17 protein-coding genes are annotated in these 17,307 nt (G+C 70.3%); 5 read left to right on the top strand and 12 right to left on the bottom strand.

Features of this window, described 5'->3' with window-relative positions:
• Positions 1-2 precede the first annotated feature (2 nt).
• The gene (locus ABL843_RS32045) at positions 3-1,037 is read left to right on the top strand and encodes a WD40/YVTN/BNR-like repeat-containing protein (protein ID WP_418120781.1); all 1,035 of its coding nucleotides are present in this window, start codon (positions 3-5) and stop codon (positions 1,035-1,037) included.
• A 27-nt stretch (positions 1,038-1,064) separates the two neighbouring features.
• Here the strand turns inward: ABL843_RS32045 and ABL843_RS32040 are convergent, their stop codons facing one another.
• The 12 genes from ABL843_RS32040 to ABL843_RS31985 all read right to left on the bottom strand — a co-directional run bounded on the left by ABL843_RS32040 (position 1,065) and on the right by ABL843_RS31985 (position 13,367).
• Complete coding sequence (locus ABL843_RS32040; RefSeq protein ID WP_418120780.1) at positions 1,065-1,655, bottom strand: nitroreductase family protein; 591 nt, start codon at positions 1,653-1,655, stop codon at positions 1,065-1,067.
• 117 nt (positions 1,656-1,772) lie between these two features.
• A complete protein-coding gene (locus ABL843_RS32035; RefSeq protein WP_418120779.1) occupies positions 1,773-3,224 on the bottom strand; it encodes an NAD-dependent succinate-semialdehyde dehydrogenase in 1,452 nt (483 codons plus the stop codon).
• 11 nt (positions 3,225-3,235) lie between these two features.
• A complete protein-coding gene (locus ABL843_RS32030) occupies positions 3,236-4,687 on the bottom strand; it encodes an NAD-dependent succinate-semialdehyde dehydrogenase (RefSeq protein ID WP_418120778.1) in 1,452 nt (483 codons plus the stop codon).
• A 63-nt stretch (positions 4,688-4,750) separates the two neighbouring features.
• On the bottom strand, positions 4,751-6,433 hold the full coding sequence (locus tag ABL843_RS32025; RefSeq protein ID WP_418120777.1) for a bifunctional 3-(3-hydroxy-phenyl)propionate/3-hydroxycinnamic acid hydroxylase: 1,683 nt from the start codon (positions 6,431-6,433) through the stop codon (positions 4,751-4,753).
• A 47-nt stretch (positions 6,434-6,480) separates the two neighbouring features.
• On the bottom strand, positions 6,481-6,777 hold the full coding sequence (locus tag ABL843_RS32020; protein WP_184641819.1) for an NIPSNAP family protein: 297 nt from the start codon (positions 6,775-6,777) through the stop codon (positions 6,481-6,483).
• 27 nt (positions 6,778-6,804) lie between these two features.
• Positions 6,805-7,656, bottom strand: coding sequence for an alpha/beta fold hydrolase (locus ABL843_RS32015; protein ID WP_418120776.1), 852 nt, complete (start codon positions 7,654-7,656; stop codon positions 6,805-6,807).
• 20 nt (positions 7,657-7,676) lie between these two features.
• Positions 7,677-8,279 carry an amino acid synthesis family protein gene (locus ABL843_RS32010; RefSeq protein WP_176666444.1) on the bottom strand — a complete coding sequence of 201 codons (603 nt, stop codon included), beginning with the start codon at positions 8,277-8,279 and terminating at the stop codon, positions 7,677-7,679.
• A 55-nt stretch (positions 8,280-8,334) separates the two neighbouring features.
• The gene (locus ABL843_RS32005) at positions 8,335-8,853 is read right to left on the bottom strand and encodes a VOC family protein (protein ID WP_418120775.1); all 519 of its coding nucleotides are present in this window, start codon (positions 8,851-8,853) and stop codon (positions 8,335-8,337) included.
• 16 nt (positions 8,854-8,869) lie between these two features.
• Positions 8,870-9,907 carry a WD40/YVTN/BNR-like repeat-containing protein gene (locus ABL843_RS32000; protein ID WP_418120774.1) on the bottom strand — a complete coding sequence of 346 codons (1,038 nt, stop codon included), beginning with the start codon at positions 9,905-9,907 and terminating at the stop codon, positions 8,870-8,872.
• Positions 9,908-9,932: 25 nt separating this feature from the next.
• Entirely contained in the window at positions 9,933-10,727 is a 795-nt protein-coding gene (locus ABL843_RS31995; RefSeq protein WP_418120773.1) for an SDR family NAD(P)-dependent oxidoreductase, read from the bottom strand.
• A 43-nt stretch (positions 10,728-10,770) separates the two neighbouring features.
• Entirely contained in the window at positions 10,771-12,330 is a 1,560-nt protein-coding gene (locus ABL843_RS31990) for an acetolactate synthase large subunit (protein WP_418120772.1), read from the bottom strand.
• A gap of 50 nt (positions 12,331-12,380) precedes the next feature.
• Positions 12,381-13,367, bottom strand: coding sequence for a Bug family tripartite tricarboxylate transporter substrate binding protein (locus tag ABL843_RS31985; protein ID WP_418120771.1), 987 nt, complete (start codon positions 13,365-13,367; stop codon positions 12,381-12,383).
• Positions 13,368-13,949: 582 nt separating this feature from the next.
• Here ABL843_RS31985 and gstA (ABL843_RS31980) point away from each other — a divergent pair.
• Genes gstA (ABL843_RS31980) through ABL843_RS31965 form a run of 4 tightly spaced genes read left to right on the top strand, consistent with a single transcriptional unit; the run spans position 13,950 to position 17,284 of the window.
• Complete coding sequence (gene gstA, locus ABL843_RS31980) at positions 13,950-14,576, top strand: glutathione transferase GstA (protein WP_369662517.1); 627 nt, start codon at positions 13,950-13,952, stop codon at positions 14,574-14,576.
• Positions 14,577-14,607: 31 nt separating this feature from the next.
• Entirely contained in the window at positions 14,608-15,255 is a 648-nt protein-coding gene (gene gstA / locus ABL843_RS31975; protein ID WP_369662898.1) for a glutathione transferase GstA, read from the top strand.
• Between the two features lie 32 nt (positions 15,256-15,287).
• Entirely contained in the window at positions 15,288-16,265 is a 978-nt protein-coding gene (locus ABL843_RS31970; RefSeq protein ID WP_369662897.1) for a Bug family tripartite tricarboxylate transporter substrate binding protein, read from the top strand.
• A 35-nt stretch (positions 16,266-16,300) separates the two neighbouring features.
• Positions 16,301-17,284, top strand: a complete 984-nt coding sequence (locus ABL843_RS31965) for a Bug family tripartite tricarboxylate transporter substrate binding protein (protein ID WP_369662896.1) — start codon at positions 16,301-16,303, stop codon at positions 17,282-17,284.
• Positions 17,285-17,307: the final 23 nt, after the last annotated feature.

The following is a 17,307-nucleotide window of genomic DNA, read 5'->3' as shown; positions in this document are numbered from 1 at the left end:
CGATGAAACCGACCTCCCTTCTTGCGCGCTCGGCATTGGCCGGCGCCCTCATTTCACTGTCGCTGGCCTGCGCGGCACAGGCACCTCACGCAAAAGAAGCCACTGCCGCCACCGATGGCACCCCCGTGCTGGTTCCCGCGGTTCGCGCCGCGCATGCCACCCGCGCCACGATGCTCGCCAGCACCCGCGCGGGCGAGCGCATCGTCGCCGTGGGCGACCACGGCGTGGTGCTGCTGTCGGACGACGGCGGCCGCAGCCACCGACAGGCGCGCCAGGTGCCGGTGGACGTGGCGCTGACCTCGGTCTCCTTCATCGACGCCCGGCAGGGCTGGGCCGCAGGCCACTGGGGCGTGATCCTGCACACCACGGACGGCGGCGAGAGCTGGCAGGTGCAGCGCAGCGATGCGGCGCAGGACCGGCCGCTGTTCGCGGTGCACTTCTTCGACGAGAAGCAAGGCGTGGCCGTGGGCCTGTGGTCGCTGGTGCTGCGCACCGACGATGGCGGCGCCCACTGGCAGCCCGTTGAACTGGCCCCGCCGCAAGGCGGCAAGCGCGCCGACCTCAACCTCTTCGGGCTGTTCGCCGACGCGCGCGGCCGGTTGTTCGCGCCGGCGGAGCGCGGCATGGTGCTGCGCTCCGACGACAGGGGCCGCACCTGGAGTTACATGCCGACCGGCTATGCGGGTTCGTTCTGGAGCGGCATCGCGGGACCTGGCGGCACCTTGCTGGTGGCAGGGCTGCGCGGCTCGATGTACCGCAGCGTCGACGACGGCAGCAGCTGGCAGCGCGTGGACACGCACACGGAGTCGTCCATCACCGCGCTCGCCGGCGCCGGCGCCGGCAAGAAGATCGTCGCTGTCGGCCTCGACGGACTGGTGCTGAGCAGCGAAGACGGCGGCGCGAGCTTCGCCGCCAGCACGCGCGAAGACCGCCTGCCCCTGACCAGCGTGGTGCTGGACGGACAGGGCCGCGCGACGATGTATTCGCGCCAGGGCGTGGTGGCAGCCACCAGCACGAAGGATCCGTCGGCGCGCTGAGCGCCCCGGATCCGGCAAGCAGGCAGGCTACTGGCGGAACACGCCTTCGGCCGCCGTCTCGGCGAGCAGCCGGCGGTCGTTGGGCGTCTCGAGCTTGCGCACGCCCTCGGGCAGCACGGCCGGATCGCCCTTTTTGCCGACGGCCACGACCGTCTCGATGGCGTAGCCCTGCGGCAGCTGGATGGCCGTGCGCAGCTTCTCGGCGTCGAAGCCGGCCATCGCATGGGCCGACCAGCCCGACAGCGTGGCCTGGAACGCGAGGCTGGCCCAGGCGGCGCCCGCATCGAAGGAATGCCACTGGTTGGGGGCCGCCTCGGTGCGCCCCGGGAACAGGGCCTCGCGCTGCGAGACCACGACCACCAGCGCGGCGGCGCGCTTCGTCCACATCTGGTTGAACTCGACGAGGCTGTCGAAGATGGGCTGCCAGGCGGGCGTGTCGCGGCGCGCGTAGATGAAGCGCCAGGGCTGCACGTTGTACGCCGAGGGCGCCCAGCGGGCCGCTTCGAGCAGGCTCATGAGCGCGGGCTCGGCGATGGTCTCTTCGGCGAAGGCGCGCGGCGACCACCGGTTGGTGAACAGCGGATCGATGGGGTGGGCGGATTGGCGGGGATTGCTCATTGAAGACTCCAGGGGGACGACAAAGGAAGATGCGGCACGGCGGTGCCGCGCAGGGACGCGCCGCGAAGACGCCGCGCGGGAAAACGAAGGCGCAGGAGAAGGCGCTTCAGCCGCGCATCAGGCGATGCCGGCCATGTTGATGTACTTGATGACCAGGTAGTCCTCGATGCCGTGGCGCGAGCCCTCGCGGCCGAGGCCCGACTGCTTGACGCCGCCGAAGGGCGCGACCTCGTTGCTGATGAGGCCGGTGTTGACGCCGACCATGCCGTACTCCAGCTGCTCGGCCACGCGCCACACGCGGCCCAGGTCGCGGGCATAGAAGTAGCTCGCCAGGCCGAACTCGGTGTCGTTGGCCATGCGCACGACCTCGGCTTCGTCGCTGAAGCGGAACAGCGGCGCAAGCGGGCCGAAGGTTTCTTCGCGCGCCACCGTCATCGCCTGCGTCACGCCGGTCAGCACGGTGGGCTCGAAGAAGCTGCCTCCCAGCGGATGGCGGCGGCCGCCGCTGAGCACCTGCGCGCCCTTCGCCACCGCATCGGCCAGATGCTCCTGCACCTTGCGCACGGCGGCCTCGTCGATCAGCGGGCCGATGCGCACGCCCTCCTGGTCGCCGGGGCCCACCTTGAGCGCGCGCAGCGCCTCGGCCAGCTTCTGCGCGAAGGCATCGTAGACGCCTTCGTGCACGTAAAGCCGGTTGGCGCACACACAGGTCTGCCCCGCGTTGCGGAACTTGGAGACCAGCGCGCCTTCGACTGCCGCGTCGAGGTCCGCGTCGTCGAAGACGATGAAAGGCGCGTTCCCGCCCAGCTCCATCGACACCTTCTTGACCGTGGCCGCCGTCTGCTGCATCAGCAGCCGTCCCACCTCGGTGGAGCCGGTGAAGCTGAGCTTGCGCACCACGGGGTTGGTGGCCAGCTCGGTGCCGATGTCGCCGGCCGAGCCGGTCAGCACCGACAGCACGCCCGCGGGCACGCCGGCACGCTCGGCCAGCAGCGCCAGCGCCAGGGCCGTGAGCGGCGTCTGGCTCGCAGGCTTGACCACCATCGTGCAGCCGGCTGCGAGCGCGGGGCCGGCCTTGCGCGTGATCATGGCCGCGGGAAAGTTCCAGGGCGTGATGGCCGCGCACACGCCCACCGGCTCGCGCACGACCACGATGCGCTGCGACGCCACGGGCGAAGGGATGGTCTCGCCATACACGCGCTTGGCTTCCTCGCCGAACCACTGGATGAACGAAGCCGCATAGGCGATCTCGCCGCGCGCCTCCGCCAGGGGCTTGCCCTGCTCCGCCGTCATGATGCGGGCGAGGTCTTCCTGGTTCTGCAGGATGAGCGCGTGCCAGCGCGCGAGGATGGCCGAGCGCTCGTGCGCGGTGCGGCGGCGCCACTGCGGCCAGGCGGCCTCTGCCGCCTCGATGGCGCGCCGCGTGGCGGCGGCGTCCAGCCGGGGCACGTGGGCGATCAGCGCGCCGGTGGCGGGGTTGGTGACGGCGATGGTCCGCTCGGCGGAAATCCATTCGCCTGCCACCAGGCATTGCGCGCGCAGCAGCGAGGGGTCGTCGAGTTTCAGCATGGGGTTCCGATTCAGATCTGGGTGATGAGCTTGGTACTGAGAAAACTGTCGAAGGACTCGGTGCCGCCTTCGCTGCCGAAGCCGCTGTCCTTCACGCCACCGAAGGGCAGCTCCGGATGCGCCATGCCCGAGTGGTTGATGTTCACCATGCCGGCCTCCAGGCCGTCGCCCACGCGGGTCGCGGTCTGCAGCGAACGGGTGAACACGTAGCTCGCCAGGCCGAAGGGCAACGCATTGGCCTGCTGCAACGCCTCGTCGACCGTGTCGAAGCGCGACAGCGCGGCGACGGGGCCGAAGGGCTCTTCGTGCATCACGCGAGCATCGGGAGGGACGTTGGTCAGCAGCGTCGGCGCGTGGAAATGGCCTTTGGCTCCAATATGCGCGCCAATCCGCCCGTCGACGCGCCCGCCGCCCGCCAGCAGCTCGGCGCCGCGCGCGCGGGCGTCGTCCACCAGCGCCTGCACCGCCTGGAAGCGGCGCTCGTGGATCAGCGGGCCCATCTGGACGCCATCCTCCAGGCCGTGGCCCACCTTCACCGCACCGAGCGCATCGGCGAAGGCGGCCGCGAAGCGGTCGTGGACGCCCGACTGCACATGGAAGCGCGTCGGCGACACGCACACCTGGCCTGCGTTGCGCGTCTTCAGCCGCGCCAGCAAGGCCACGGCGGCGTCGACGTCGGCATCGTCGAAGACCAGCACCGGCGCATGGCCGCCCAGCTCCATCGTCATGCGCTTCATGTGCTGGCCGGCCAGCGCGGCCAGTTGCCGGCCCACCGGCACCGAGCCGGTGAACGAGACCACGCGCACCAGCGGCGACTCGATGAGCTGGCGCGAGATGTCCGCCGGCACGCCCCACAGCAGATTGAACACGCCCGGTGGCAGGCCAGCATCGTGAAAGAGCCGCGCCATGGCCACCAGCGCGCTGGGCGATTCCTCCGGCCCCTTGAGCACGATGGGGCAGCCCGCGGCGATGGCCGCCGCGGCCTTCTTCATCGCTTGCCCGAAGGGAAAGTTCCAGGGACTGAAGGCGGCGCACACACCGACCGGCTCGCGCACCACCAGCTGCCGCACGCCGGGCTGGCGCGCGGGCACCACGCGGCCGTAGACGCGGCGGCCCTCCTCCGCATGCCACTCGACGTGCTCGGCGGCGTTCAGCACCTCGGCCACGGCATCGGCCAGCGGCCTGCCGTTGTCCTGCGTCATGGCGCGGCCGATCTCCGGCGCGCGCTCGCGCGCCAGCGCGGCCACGCGGCGCAGCAGATCCGAGCGTTCGAGCGGCGACACGCGCCGCCAGCCCGTGAAGGCCGCATGGGCGGCCTGCACGGCGGCCTCCACGTCCTCGGCCTCGGCCCACGGCAGCAAACCCAGCGGCTGCTGCGTGGCGGGATCGTGCACGGACTGCGTGCGCCGGCCCTGCGCGTCGATGAAGCGGCCGGCGATGTAGAGCGAGAGTTCTGGGTACATGGTGGGAGGGCCCGCGGCGCGGGTATTGGGGCGCCGGTATTGGGGCGCGGTTCGCGCGAGGCTTCAGGCCGCCAGGGCCTCGGCCTGCACGAGGGATTGATGGGCTGCAGCCTGTGGTTGCGCCGTATCGGCTGGGGCCAGCACGGCTTCGCAGAAGCTGCCCAGTTCGGCCGCGGCATCGGCCCGGCGGCCGACGGCGGCGATGAAGCGGTCGGGACGGATCAGCACCCAGTCCACGTCCTTGCCGTGGAACCAGAAATGCAGCGTGTTCTCCAGGTCCTCGATCACCGTGCCCGTGAGCTGCCCCGGCATCGGCGAGCCGGCCTCGTTGCCCATGCTGCGCGAGCGCACGGCCACATAGTGGTCGCAGCCCAGCCGGGCGAGTTGCGCGTGCAGCGCGGCGGGCGCGCCGGCCAGCGCATCGCAGCGCCAGCTCAGCAGCGCGAAGCGCGCGCCGACCACGTCGTCGAGCTTGCGCGGCAGGCCGCGCTCTCGCTCCACGTTGGGCTGGATGAACATGCGGCCCACCAGCGCATCGCGCCCGGCCACGCCGCTGTTGCGCACGATGCCCTTCGCGAAGCGCGGCATGGGCTTGAACTTCATCTGCAGCACGTAGTCGCGCACCTTCGGAATGTTCCGGATCGCCATGAAGAAGCGATCGCGCGCCCAGGCCAGCAGCGGGTTGCGCTGCGACAGCACGGCGCCGAAGGTGTCGGCCAGGTCGATCATGGCCTTGGCATGGGCATGGCGCTCGTCGTGGTAGCTGGCCAGCAGCTCGGGCCGCAGCCGGCCCTGGAGGATCCAGGCGAGCTTCCAGCCCAGGTTGAAGGCGTCGCGCAGGCCGGCGTTGAGGCCCTGGCCGATCCACGGCGGCGTGATGTGCGCGGCATCGCCGGCCAGGCAGACGCGGCCCGCGACGAAGCTGCCCGCCACGCGCGAGTTGTGGGTGTACACGCGCGCCCGGATCACGTTCAGCGCCGCCGGGTCGGCCACATGCCGGCCCAGCAGCTCGCGCACCTTGTCGGGCGCGAGCATCTGCTCGCCGTCCTCGCCGGGAAAGAGCATGAACTCCCAGCGCCGCAGCCCGTAGGGCAGGCGCAGGCAGACGTAGGGACGCCCGGGTTCGCAGTGCAGCGCGGTGTAGGGCGCGTCGAGCGGATCCTGGTCGCATTCGATCACCACCCACTTGGCCGGGTGCGTGCGCCCCTCGTAGGACAGCCCCAGCATCTCGCGCACGGTGCTGCGCCCGCCGTCGCAGGCCACCGCGTAGGCGGCGCGCACCTGCTGCTCGGCGCCGGCCTCGTCGCGCAGGGTGGCGGTCACGCCCGCCTCGTCCTGCACCAGGCCCACCAGCTCCAGGCCGAGGCGCAGCTGCACATGCTCGAAGCGCGCCAGGCCGCGGCGCAGCGTCTTCTCGCCCAGCGGCTGCGAGAACAGGTTGCGGCGGAACCAGCCGAACTCGCGCGTGCTCGGCAGGATCTCGGCGAAGCACTGCTTGCGCGCGGTGTACATGCGCATGGGCACGTTCTGGATCATGTCGCGCAGCATCTCCTCGGCCACGCCGGTGGCCTGGAAGGCGCGCAGGGCCTCGTCGTCCAGGCCCACGGCGCGCGGGAAGTCGAACACCGCCGTGCTGCGCTCGACCACCAGGGTCTGCACGCCGTAGGTGCCCAGCAGGTTGGCCAGCGTCACGCCGACAGGGCCGGCGCCGATGATGAGGACGGGGGCTTCCATGGAAGCGCTCATGAAAACTCCTTGGGACTTGGACGGGAACGGCGGCCTGTGCGAGTGCCTCAGGCGGCCGAGAGCAGCCGGCTCTCCTGGCGCACCAGCAGATGACGCACCTGCTTGCGGAACTCCGCGAAGGCCGGGTCGGCCATCAGCGCGGCGCGGCGGCGCGCGCGTTCGTCGAGGCTATCGAAGGCCCAGTGGAAGACCAGCTGGTTGATGTCGCCGCTTTCCGGCGTCATCAGTGCGACCAGTTGCCCGAGCGTGCGGGTCTGCAGCGCGCGGCCGCACTCGTTGTAGATGCGCAGGTAGTCGCGCACGCCGCCGGGCACGAGGGTGTAGGTTCTGAGTTCGTGGATCATGGATGGGACTGGCCTGCGGCGGCCGCATCAGGCCGCGTCAGGCCGCTTCAGGAAGGTGGTGACGGCCTCGGCGAAAAGCGCCGGCTGGTCGTCGTGGACGTAGTGGCCCGCATCGGGAATCTCGCGCGTGGAGATGCGCGGATTGAGCGTGCGCATGTGCTCGGCCATGGCCGGCTGCAAGTAGTCGGAGCGGCCGCCGCGCACCACGAGGGTCTCGCACTGCAGCTGCCTCACGTATGCGGCAAGGTCCACCTGACGGGTGGGATCCGGGTTCAGGCGCGTGGCGGCGATGCCCGCATGGTCGTAGCGCCAGGTGAAGCCGCCGCCGGTCATGGGCTTGAGCATGCTGTGCAGCCGCTGCTGGCGCGCTTCCTCCGTCACCGTAGGGCGCAGCGCGCGCATGAACGCGGCGGCTTCGTCCCAGGAAGCAAAGGCGGTGGGCGTGCTCGCCAGTTCCCTGCGGATGCGGGTGGCACCGTCGCTGGCGTCGAAGGCACCGGGGCCGGCGTCCTCGATCACCAGGCGGTGGATCTGGCGGGCATGCCGCGCGGCATACACGATGGCGTTGATGCCGCCCATCGAATGGCCGAGCAGGTCGAAGCGCTGCAAGCCCAACTGCGCCACCAGCGCCTCGACGTCGGCGACATAGGTGTCGGTGTAGTAGTCGTGCCCCGGGTCCCAGTCGGTCTCGCCGCGGCCGCGCTGGTCGAAGGCGATGACGCGGAACCCGGGCTGCAGTGCGGCAGCCACGCCCGCGAAGGTCTCGGCATAGCCGCGGATGCCGTGCAGCATCAGCACCGGCCAGGCATCGGGCTCGCCCCATTCGGTGACATGGAAGCCCAGGCCATCGTGGCTCAGGCGGTAATCGCGGCGCTGCATGTGCGTTGCTCCGGCGGCGCTCAGACGAGGCCGTCCTCGCCCTTGATCTCCGAGGCCTTCAGGCCGCCCAGTCGCGCGTTGAGCCGCCCGCGCGTGGCGAAGGCCCAGATCAGCACCACCTCGTCGCGGTTGGGGCCGTCGCCGAACATGGCCGAGACGGTGTCGTAGTGCGAGCGCACGTACAGCGCGTCCTTGTGCGCCAGCGGAATGTCGATGACGGTGCCGGGCCCACCGCGCTTGCCGGTGGAAGGCACCCACGACTTGCCGCCGCCCACGCCCTCGCGCACCGGGTTGGCGGCGGGGTTGGTCAGCAGCGCGTTGCCATGCTCGTATTCGCCGTCGATGCCCACCAGGCAGGCCTTGCCGTAGCTCTCGATGGCCTGCCCGCCCGCGGCCTCGCGGATGCGGCGGCCGAACTCCTTGCCCAGCTCGGGCGAAGGCGCGATCCAGGACGACAGGTCTTCGACGTAGCGGCCCGCGAACGGGTTGCGCAGGCAGGCGGCAATGACGATCTTGCGCAACGGCTCGCCGTCGGCAGGTGCACCGGTCTCTCCGGCCAGGGTGTCCTCGATCTGGAGGTACCACTTGCGGATGTGGAAGGCGCTGAGGTCGGGGGTGCTCATGGTGATCGTGTCCAGGAATGGGAGTGGATGGGATGGATGTGCAGCGAGCCGCCGCTCACAGCGGCTGCAGGTCCAAGGCGTTGCTCGGCGCGTTGTATTCGCCCAGCAGGCGCTTGGCTTCCTCGTCGTCATGGACGAGCTCGAGGAAGAATTCGAAGCGGTGGCCGTCGGGGTCGTGGAAGTACAGGCCGTAGCCCACCTTGTGGTCGGTGGTCTTGACCACCTCGACGTTCTTGCGCAGCAACATGCCGTAGAGCCGGCGCAGATCGTCCAGGCCGCCCTCGATCTCCAGGCCGTAGTGCTGCATGTTCACGGTGCCACGGGTGGCGGCCTCGGGCTCGTCCACCTGGATGAGCGCGATGTCGTGGTGCTTCTGCCCGAAGGAAAGGAACACCCAGCGCGCCCCGCGCGCCGTGACCTGCATGCCCAGCACCTCTTCGTACCAGGGGGCGGAGGCGAAGGGGTCCTTCACGAACAGCGCCAGGTGCGTGCGGCGGATGCGCGGGCGAACCTCTTCGCCAGTGCTGCCGGTGTTGCCGGTGCCGTCGGTGGAAGCGGGGTCGCGGGTGTTCATGGCCGGCCTCCGTGCTTCAGTGGATGGACTGCGGATGCGCGTGCACCGGTGCCACGAAGGGCGTCCAGGCCACCGAGGTGATCTCGCTGAAGTCGCGCCACTCCTTGAACCAGCTGCGCCCGCCGTTGGTGGAGCGCAGCAGGTGGCCGTACTTGGTGCCCGCAAAGAGCAGCCCTCGGTTGCTCGCATGCGCGCCGAAGGCCCACACGGTGGAGTTGGGCGCGGTGTTCAGCAGCGTCGGCACCCAGGTCTCGCCGCGGTCGGCGGAGCGATAAATGCGCGTGCGCGAACCCGGCGTGCCGTCGCCGAGGGCCAGCAGCAGTTCGCGGCCTTCAGGATCCAGCGGCTGCACCGTGCGGGTGTAGTACAGGCCGTCGAAGCGGTCCTTGGAGGGATGGCAGACGAAGCTCTGGGCATCGTCGATGCTCTCGCACACCGAGTTGACGGTGACCACGATGTGCTTGGCCGGCGCATCCTGCGTGGCGGGCAGTACCGAGATGGCGTGGATGTCGGAGTTGTTGATGCCGCGCCCGGGCGTGTCAATGCGCTCCCAGCTGTCGCCCGCATTGCGCGTGCGCCAGGCGCCGCCTTCCTCCACACCGAACCAGGCCTCGCCCGCGCGCTGCGGGTGGAAGGCGATGGTGAGGATGCGCGGGCGGTGCACGCCCGAGCAGAACTCAGGCAGCTCCACGTCCAGCAGCTGCCAGCTCAGGCCGCCGTTGCGCGAGCGGTACATGCGCGAGCGCGAAGGCGCGCCGGTGCCGGCGAACACCAGCTGCGGGTCCAGCGGGCTGAAAGCCAGGGCCCACACGGTCTGGCCATCGGCCGGCGAGGCCATGCGCTGGAAGTGCGCGCCGCCGTCGGTCGACAGGCAGATGCCCGCGTCGGCGCCCGCCAGCACGCGGCTGGGGTCCGACGGGTCCACGGCCAGTGCGCGCACCGTGCCGTCGAATTCGATGGCCTCCTTCAGGCCCAGGCGGTGCCAGGTGGCGCCGTCGTCCACGCTGCGCAGGATGCCCTGCCCTGCCGTGCCCACGAGAATGGTTCCGTTCATGTCTGCGACTCCTTGGATGGATGGCTCAGAGAAAGATGCCGCGCGTGATGCCGCCATCGACCGCGATGGATTCGCCGGTGATGGCCGCCGCGCGGTCCGAAGCGAGGAAGAGCACCGCGTCGGCGATCTCGCCCACCTGCAGCACGCGGCGGATCGGCGTGGCCTTGGCGTAGTTCGCCTCGACCTGTGCGGGCGTGAGCCCCTGCAGCCTGGCTTCCTTGGCGTAGAGCTCGTGGATGTGCGGCGTCTCCACCACGCCGGGATGGATCACGTTGACCGTGATGCCCGAGGGGCCGAGCTGGTCCGACAGTGTCTTGGTCATGTGCGCCACGGCCACGTTGCGCATGCCCGAGAGCTGCTTGCTGCCCCGGCCGGTGAGTCCACCGATGTTGATGATGCGGCCCCAGCCACCCTTTCGCATGTGCGCCGCGCAGGCCTTCGCGAAGCGCATGTAGCCGACCACCTTGATGTCGATGTCCTGCAGCAGCCCTTCGGGGTCGGCGTTCTCGATCTCGCTGCGCACCAGCCCGCCCGGATGGGCCGCGCCGTTGACCAGGATGTCGATGCGGCCGAAATGTGCCGCCGCCTTGTCGACGGCGGCCTGCACCTGCGCGGTGTCGCTCACGTCGGCGGGGGCGGCCAGCACCTCCACGCCGGTCTTCGCGGTGATTTCGCGCGCGGCTTCCTCCAGCGCACCCTGGCTGCGCGCCACGATGGCCACGCGCACGCCCTCGGCCGCGAAGGCTTGCGCCACGGCCCGGCCGATGCCCAGGCTGCCGCCCGTCACCACGGCCACTTTGCCCTTGAGTCTGAGATCCATGTTCGATTGCTCCTTGGATGGGAAAGGCGCCTGCCTGTACGGCTCAGAGCGCCATTTCGATGAGGGCCGGCCCGCGGCGCCCGAAGGCCTCGCGCAGCTGGACCGAGAGTTCTTCGGCGGTGGCGGCCCGCGTGGCCGGCACGCCATAGGACTGCGCCAGGCCCACCCAGTCGATGCGCGGCGAGTCGAGCGCGGTGAGCGCCTCGGCGCGCGCGCCCAGCGCGGCGCCGCCGCGGCGCAGTTCGTTGCGCAGGATGGCGTACTGGTGGTTGGCGGCAATGAGCACGACCACGTCGAGCTGCTCGTGCGCCATGGTCCACAGCGACTGGATCGTGTACTGGGTGCTGCCGTCCGACAGCAGCCCCACCACCCGCCGCCCGGGGCAGGCGATGGCCGCGCCCACCGCCACGGGCAGGCCCTGGCCGATGGCGCCGCCGGTGTTGGTCAGCGTCGTGTGCGGCGCCGCCGCGGACGATGCCGCATAGAAGGGATAGCCACAGGTGCCGCCTTCGACGGAGACGATGGCGCCGTCGGGCAGCGTGCGCGTGAGCACCGCGCCGATGGCCGCGGGCGTGAGCGCGCCGGTGGGCTCCGCCGGCAGCGGATGCACGGGCGCCTCGAAGGCCGGAGCTTGCAGCGCATCGGCCAACTGCTCCAGCGCCTCGGCCACCGGATGGCCGGGCTCGCCCAGGCTCAGCAGGCGATCGGCTTCGACCATCAGGCTGGGATGGCCCGCGTAGCCGAAGTAGGTGACCGGCGGCAGTGCGCCGGCCAGCACCACCAGGTCGGCGGGGTCGAGCACGGCGCGCGCCGGCTCGGGAAAGTAAGGCAGCCGGTCGAACGCCGGCAGGCCCTGGCCGCGTTCCGCGCGGGCCGGGAAGGTTTCGGCATAGGCGGTGGCGCCGAGCGCTGCGCACAGCCGCGCGGCGGCGTGCTGCGCGCGCACGCCCAGGCCACCGAGTTCGCCACCGCCGCCCAGCAGGAAGACGATGCGGCGCGCCGAACGCAGGCGTTGCGCGCAGGCGGCGATGTCGACGGGCGCGGTTGACGCCGCGGCCTGCGCCGGGGCGTCGGCTGCGGCCGTCGCGCCCTGCAGCGGATCGGCCTGGTAGTCCGCCGGAAAGATCAGCGTCGCACCCTGCCCGCCGTTGGCCAGCGACTGGCGCACGGACTCTGCCGCGGCACGCGGCGCATCGGCCGTGCTGGCGATGCGGTGCACCCAGCCCGAGACCGGCCGCGCCAGCGACTCGATGTCCGAGCTCAGCGGCGCATCGAAGGGCAGGTGCCAGCTGGTGTGGTCGCCGATCAGGTTGACGATCGGCGTGCGCGCGCGCCGCGCGTTGTGCAGGTTGGCGATGCCGTTGGCGAAGCCCGGGCCGAGGTGCAGCAGCGTGGCGGCGGGCCGCCCGAGCATGCGGCCATAGCCGTCGGCCGCGCCGGTGCAGACGTTCTCCTGCAGGCCGATCACGCAGCGGATCGAATCCTGGCCTTCCAGCGCGCGCACCAGGTCCAGCTCCGTCGTGCCGGGGTTGGCGAAGCAGGTGTCCACCCCTTCGCCGGAAAGCGCCGCCCACAGGGCCTGCGCGCCAGTCTGCTCAGTCATCGCCGATGTCCTCTCGTTGCTTCTCTCTGTTGGGAATGCCGCGACCGGCGTCACTGCACCTTGATGCCGCGCTCGCGCACGAGGCGGCCGATGCGGTCGTTGTCCACGGCGATGCGTGCGTCCAGTTCCGCTGGCGTGGAGGCGCCGGCGCCCAGGCCGCGCTCGGCTGCCCAGCGCTTGAGCTCGGGCTGCGCCAGCACCTTGGTGAGTGCCGCGTTCATGCGCGCCAGGATCTCGGGCGGCACGCCGCTCTTCGCGTGGAAGGAGTAGGAGGTGGACAGCAGCATGTCCGAGCCGCCCGCCTCCACGATGGTGGGCACGTTCGGCACGATGGCCTGACGCGTGGGCGCGCCCACGGCCAGCAGCTTGAAGCTGCCCTTCTGCACATAGGGCAGCATGGCCTCCACGCCGCCGGAGGTGACTTCCACCTGGCCGCCCAGCATGGCCGGGATCACCTCCGCCAGCGCCTTGTAGGGCACGTGCAGGAACTTGACCCCGGTGCCCGATTCGAGCAGCTCCATGTTCAGGTGCATCACGCTGCCCACGCCGCCCGTGCCGAAGGTGACCTTGCCCGGGTTGGCCTTGGCATAGGCGATGAAGGACTTGAAGTCGTTGGCCGGCAGCTGCGCGCTGGTGACCAGGTAGAGGTTCACGTCGGCGATGTTGCTGACGGAAACGAGGTCCTTCTTCGGGTCGTAGGGCGGCTGGTAGAGCAGCGGGTTGACGGTGAGCGTGAGCCGGTCGACCAGCAGATAGGTGTAGCCGTCGGCTGGCGCCTTCACCACCTCGGCGGTGCCGATGATGCCGTTGGCCCCAGCCTTGTTCTCCACCACGACCGAGGCCTTCAGCTCCTTGGAGAGCCCCTCGCCCACGAGCCGCGCCATGACGTCGGGACCCGTGCCCGGCGGGTAGGGCACTTCGATGCGGATCGGCCGCGAGGGCCAGCTGCCCTGGGCCGAAGCCAGCGGCGACACCAGTCCGCATGCCGCCGCCAAGGCGACGGCACCACAGACCTGCAGAACGGACTTTCTTTTCATTGCGCGATTCCTAGGCACCCCTGCGAAGACGGGGCCGACACCAGGAACCAGAGGGGATGCACCTGGGCGGCAATGGACGACTGACGACACCGAACACTCATCGGCCACCGAATCATATGCTGTTTTGTCGAATAAGCGAAATTCAGCAAATAAAACGCCTGTTAGTGGTTTCCCTTAGGATCAACTTTCGTCCATGTGACGCCCGAGCAAGCAATCGGCGTTCCAGAAAGTTTTAGCAACGTTGAGGCGGCTATTTACTGCATAGTGATAAGTTGCGATTCATGACAGTCGCCAAGGAGAGGAAGAGGGCCTTGAGATCGTCGAAGTAGCACCAAAGCCAACATTTGCCAGCGATCCGAGTAGTTCTACCGACGCGCTCGGGCCGAGTCGAATGGCATATTTATCGCATAGAAATAATTTGATTACCATGTTTTCGACCCTATGCAACAGAACGGGGCGCCGTTGCACCAGAACGCTGCGCAAGCGGCGGGCCGGCACCGCAAGAGCGCCCGCATCGGCGTTCGCCTCGGGCCTGCCGACGCGCAGGCCTGCCTCTCCATCCCCAGAAAGCGCCTTCCCGCCATGAAGCTCTATCTCACTCCCAGGACCTGCGCGCTGGCCGTCGACATCGTGGCGCGCGAGATCGGCCTCGCGCTCGAGCTCGTCTGGGTCGACGTGCGGGCCAAGAAGCTCAAGGACGGCGGCGACCTCCACCGCATCAACCCCAAGGGCCAGGTGCCGGCGCTCGAGACGGACGACGGCCAGCTCCTCACCGAGGGCGGCGTGATCATTCAGTACCTGTGCGACCGACACGGGGCGGACCACCTGCTGCCTCGCAGCCTCGACATGGAGCGATACCGCGTGCTGGAGTGGATGAGCTTCATGAGCTCGGAGCTGCACAAGACCTTCACGCCACTGTTTCGTGCCAGCACGCCGCCGGCCTACCGCGACATCGCCATCGAGAACCTGCTGCGCCGCTTCGCCTGGCTCGACCGGGTGCTGGCCACCCGGGGCTTCCTGCATGCGCAGCGCTTCACCGCGGCGGACGCCTGCTGCTTCACCATCGTCATGTGGGCCGAGCTGCACGCCATCGACCTGGCGCAGTGGCCGCACCTGCATGGCTACCTGCAGCGCATCGCGGCGCGCCCCAGCGTGCAGGCGGCGCTGGCCGCCGAGCGCGACGAGCTCGCCACCCAAGCCGCGGCCTGAGCCGCCGGCACCCCCTCGATCCGGAGAACCCATGAAGCTCTATCACGAAGTCCGCGGCTGCTCGCTCGCGGTGGACATCGTCGCGCGCGAACTGCAGCTGCCCCTCGCCCTCGAATGGGTCGACATGAAGACCAAGCGGCTGGCCGACGGCCGCGACTATTTCAGCGTCAACTCCAAGGGCACGGTGCCCACGCTGGAGATGCCGGACGGCCAGCACCTGAGCGAGGGCTGCATCGTCATGCAGTACCTGGCCGACCAGTGCCCCGGCAACACGCTCCTGCCCGCGTCGGGACTGCCGCGCTACCGCGTGCTGGAGTGGATGAGCTTCATCGCGGCCGATCTGCACAAGGGCGGCTTCATGCCGCTGTTCAAGGCTGTCACGCCGCCCGAGTACAAGGCCATCGCGCGCGGCATCGTCGAGGCCAAGCTGCAGTGGATCGACGAGCAGCTGGCAGGCCGCGCCCACCTCACCGGCGACACCTTCACGATCGCCGACGCGCACTGCTACACGATCGCCATGTGGACGCGCGCGCATGCCATCGACACGTGGCGCTGGCCCCACCTGGAGGCCTACCTGGCGCGCTGCGGCGCCCGGCCCAGCGTGCGCGCGGCCGAGGCCGCCGCGGCCGCGCAGGGCGAACGCGAGCGTGCGGCAGCGGCAGCCGCAGTCGCGCACTGAGCCCGTCTTCGCCACCCTCGCAAGGAACGACCATGCCCATGCTCCGACGCCTCCTGCTGCCCTGCCTGGCGGCCCTCGCCGGCCTGCTGCCGGCACTGGCCTGCGCCCAGGCCTCTCCCTCGGCCCCCATCCACCTGGTGGTCGCCTTTCCGCCCGGCGGCGGCACCGACGGCGCGGCGCGGCTGATCGCCGAGAAGCTGGCGCCGGAACTCGGGCAGTCGGTCGTGGTGGACAACCGCGCGGGTGCCGGCGGCACCATCGGCGCGCAGTCGGTGGCACGCGCCAGGCCCGACGGCCAGACGCTCCTCTTCGGCACGGGCGCCGAACTGCTGATCAACCCGGTCACGCGCAAGACCGCACCCTACGATCTCCTGAAAGACTTCGTCCCCATCACCGAGGTGGGCACCGTGAGCTTCGTGCTGGCCGTGCCCGCGGGCTCGCCGGTGCGGGACGTGCGCGAACTCATCGCCACCGCCAAAGCGCAGCCTGGCAAGCTCAACTATTCGTCCTTCGGCATGGGCGCGACCAACCACCTGATCGGCGAGCTTTTCCTGAAAGCCACCGGCACGCGGGCCGCGCATGTGCCCTTCCAGGGCAGCCAGCAGGCCATGACCTCGCTGCTGGCCGGCGACGTGGACTTCACCTTCGACACCACCGCCGTGGTGCTGCCGCAGGTCAAGGCCGGCAAGCTGCGCGCCCTGGCCACGCCGTCTCCCAGCCGACTGCCGGGCCTGCCCGATGTGCCCACGCTGCAGGAACTGGGCTACGGCGGGCTGGTGGCCGAAGGCTGGATGGGCGTGTTTGCGCCCGCGGGCACGCCGCCGGCCGCGGTGTCGACCCTGGCCGCCGCGCTGGACAAGGTGATCCGCACGCCCGACATGGCATCGCGCCTCGCTGCGCGCGGTGTGGCGGTGACGGCGGCCGACGGCCCGCAGTTCCGCACCAGGCTGCAGGCCGAACTGGACAAGTGGCGTCGCGTGGCCCGCGAGGCCAACGTGTCGCTGGACTGAGGCCGCCATTGCGCATCTTCCCAAGGAGCCCTGCCATGCCGATCCTTTTCTCCATCCGTCGCCGCGCCGCCCTCTCCCTCCTGGCCGCTGCATGCCTGCTCGGCGGCACTGTCGCCCGTGCCGACGCCTGGCCCTCGCGCCCGATCACGCTCATCGTCTCCTTCGAGCCGGGCGGCTCCACCGACATCTCGGCGCGTGCCGTCGCGCAGGCACTGTCGGTGGAGCTCAAGCAGCCCGTGGTGGTCGAGAACCGCGCGGGCGCGGGCGGGCGCATCGGCACCAAGGCGGCGGCCATGGCCAGGCCGGACGGCTACACCCTGCTGTGGGGCAGCGGCAGCAGCCTGACCGCGGCACCGGCGATCTACCCCAACCAGGAGCACGTCGCCACGCTGGTGCCGGTGAGCCTGGGCGCCACGCAGGCCTTTGTCTTCGCCACGAATCCGGGCCTGGGCGTGCGCACGGTGCAGGAATTCGTGGCGCTCGCAAAGCGCGAGCCGGGCAAGCTCAACTTCGCCTCGGCCGGCGCGGGCTCCAGCAACCACCTGCTGGGCGAGATCTTTCTGGCCGCCACCGGCGCGCCCGTGGTGCACGTGCCCTACAAGGGCGCCATCATGGCCAAGGACGCGGTGATCCGCGGCGAGGCGCAGTTGATGGACGAAGTCACCTCGCCCCTGATCGGCGCCCTGCGCGCCGGCCAGCTGGTGCCGCTGTTCATGACCGGCGAGCGGCGCGACCCGGCCTTTCCCGACATTCCCACCGCCGCAGAGGCCGGCCTGCCCGAGATGACGATCCAGGGCTTCTTCGGCCTGCTGGCGCCCGCCGGCACGCCGCCGGAGATTGTGGCGCGGCTCAACGCGGCCATGCGGGCCGCACTCACTTCCGAGCCTGTGACCAAAACATTCGGCAACCTGGGCTTCACGACCGTCTACAGCACGCCCGGGCAGATGGCGGCCCGCATCGCCGAGGGCCGCACAACCTATGACCGCATCGTCAAAGCGCGGCAGATCCGCGTCGACTGACGCACAGCCCTCTTCTTCTCCAG

It is taken from the genome of Variovorax sp. 350MFTsu5.1 (assembly GCF_048302515.1).
Taxonomy (GTDB): domain Bacteria; phylum Pseudomonadota; class Gammaproteobacteria; order Burkholderiales; family Burkholderiaceae_C; genus Variovorax; species Variovorax guangxiensis.
Note: the sequence above shows the minus strand (reverse complement) of the source record. Positions and strands in the feature narration are given on the sequence as shown.

Coding starts and splice junctions, on each gene's coding strand:
- ABL843_RS31985 (WP_418120771.1), bottom strand. CDS start 13,367: ATGAAAAGAAAGTCCGTTCTGCAGGTCTGTGGTGCCGTCGCCTTGGCG.
- ABL843_RS32010 (WP_176666444.1), bottom strand. CDS start 8,279: ATGAGCACCCCCGACCTCAGCGCCTTCCACATCCGCAAGTGGTACCTC.
- ABL843_RS32005 (WP_418120775.1), bottom strand. CDS start 8,853: ATGAACACCCGCGACCCCGCTTCCACCGACGGCACCGGCAACACCGGC.
- ABL843_RS31970 (WP_369662897.1), top strand. CDS start 15,288: ATGCCCATGCTCCGACGCCTCCTGCTGCCCTGCCTGGCGGCCCTCGCC.
- gstA (WP_369662898.1), top strand. CDS start 14,608: ATGAAGCTCTATCACGAAGTCCGCGGCTGCTCGCTCGCGGTGGACATC.
- ABL843_RS32025 (WP_418120777.1), bottom strand. CDS start 6,433: ATGAGCGCTTCCATGGAAGCCCCCGTCCTCATCATCGGCGCCGGCCCT.
- ABL843_RS31990 (WP_418120772.1), bottom strand. CDS start 12,330: ATGACTGAGCAGACTGGCGCGCAGGCCCTGTGGGCGGCGCTTTCCGGC.
- ABL843_RS32040 (WP_418120780.1), bottom strand. CDS start 1,655: ATGAGCAATCCCCGCCAATCCGCCCACCCCATCGATCCGCTGTTCACC.
- ABL843_RS32000 (WP_418120774.1), bottom strand. CDS start 9,907: ATGAACGGAACCATTCTCGTGGGCACGGCAGGGCAGGGCATCCTGCGC.
- ABL843_RS32030 (WP_418120778.1), bottom strand. CDS start 4,687: ATGTACCCAGAACTCTCGCTCTACATCGCCGGCCGCTTCATCGACGCG.
- ABL843_RS31965 (WP_369662896.1), top strand. CDS start 16,301: ATGCCGATCCTTTTCTCCATCCGTCGCCGCGCCGCCCTCTCCCTCCTG.
- ABL843_RS32020 (WP_184641819.1), bottom strand. CDS start 6,777: ATGATCCACGAACTCAGAACCTACACCCTCGTGCCCGGCGGCGTGCGC.
- gstA (WP_369662517.1), top strand. CDS start 13,950: ATGAAGCTCTATCTCACTCCCAGGACCTGCGCGCTGGCCGTCGACATC.
- ABL843_RS31995 (WP_418120773.1), bottom strand. CDS start 10,727: ATGGATCTCAGACTCAAGGGCAAAGTGGCCGTGGTGACGGGCGGCAGC.
- ABL843_RS32015 (WP_418120776.1), bottom strand. CDS start 7,656: ATGCAGCGCCGCGATTACCGCCTGAGCCACGATGGCCTGGGCTTCCAT.
- ABL843_RS32045 (WP_418120781.1), top strand. CDS start 3: ATGAAACCGACCTCCCTTCTTGCGCGCTCGGCATTGGCCGGCGCCCTC.
- ABL843_RS32035 (WP_418120779.1), bottom strand. CDS start 3,224: ATGCTGAAACTCGACGACCCCTCGCTGCTGCGCGCGCAATGCCTGGTG.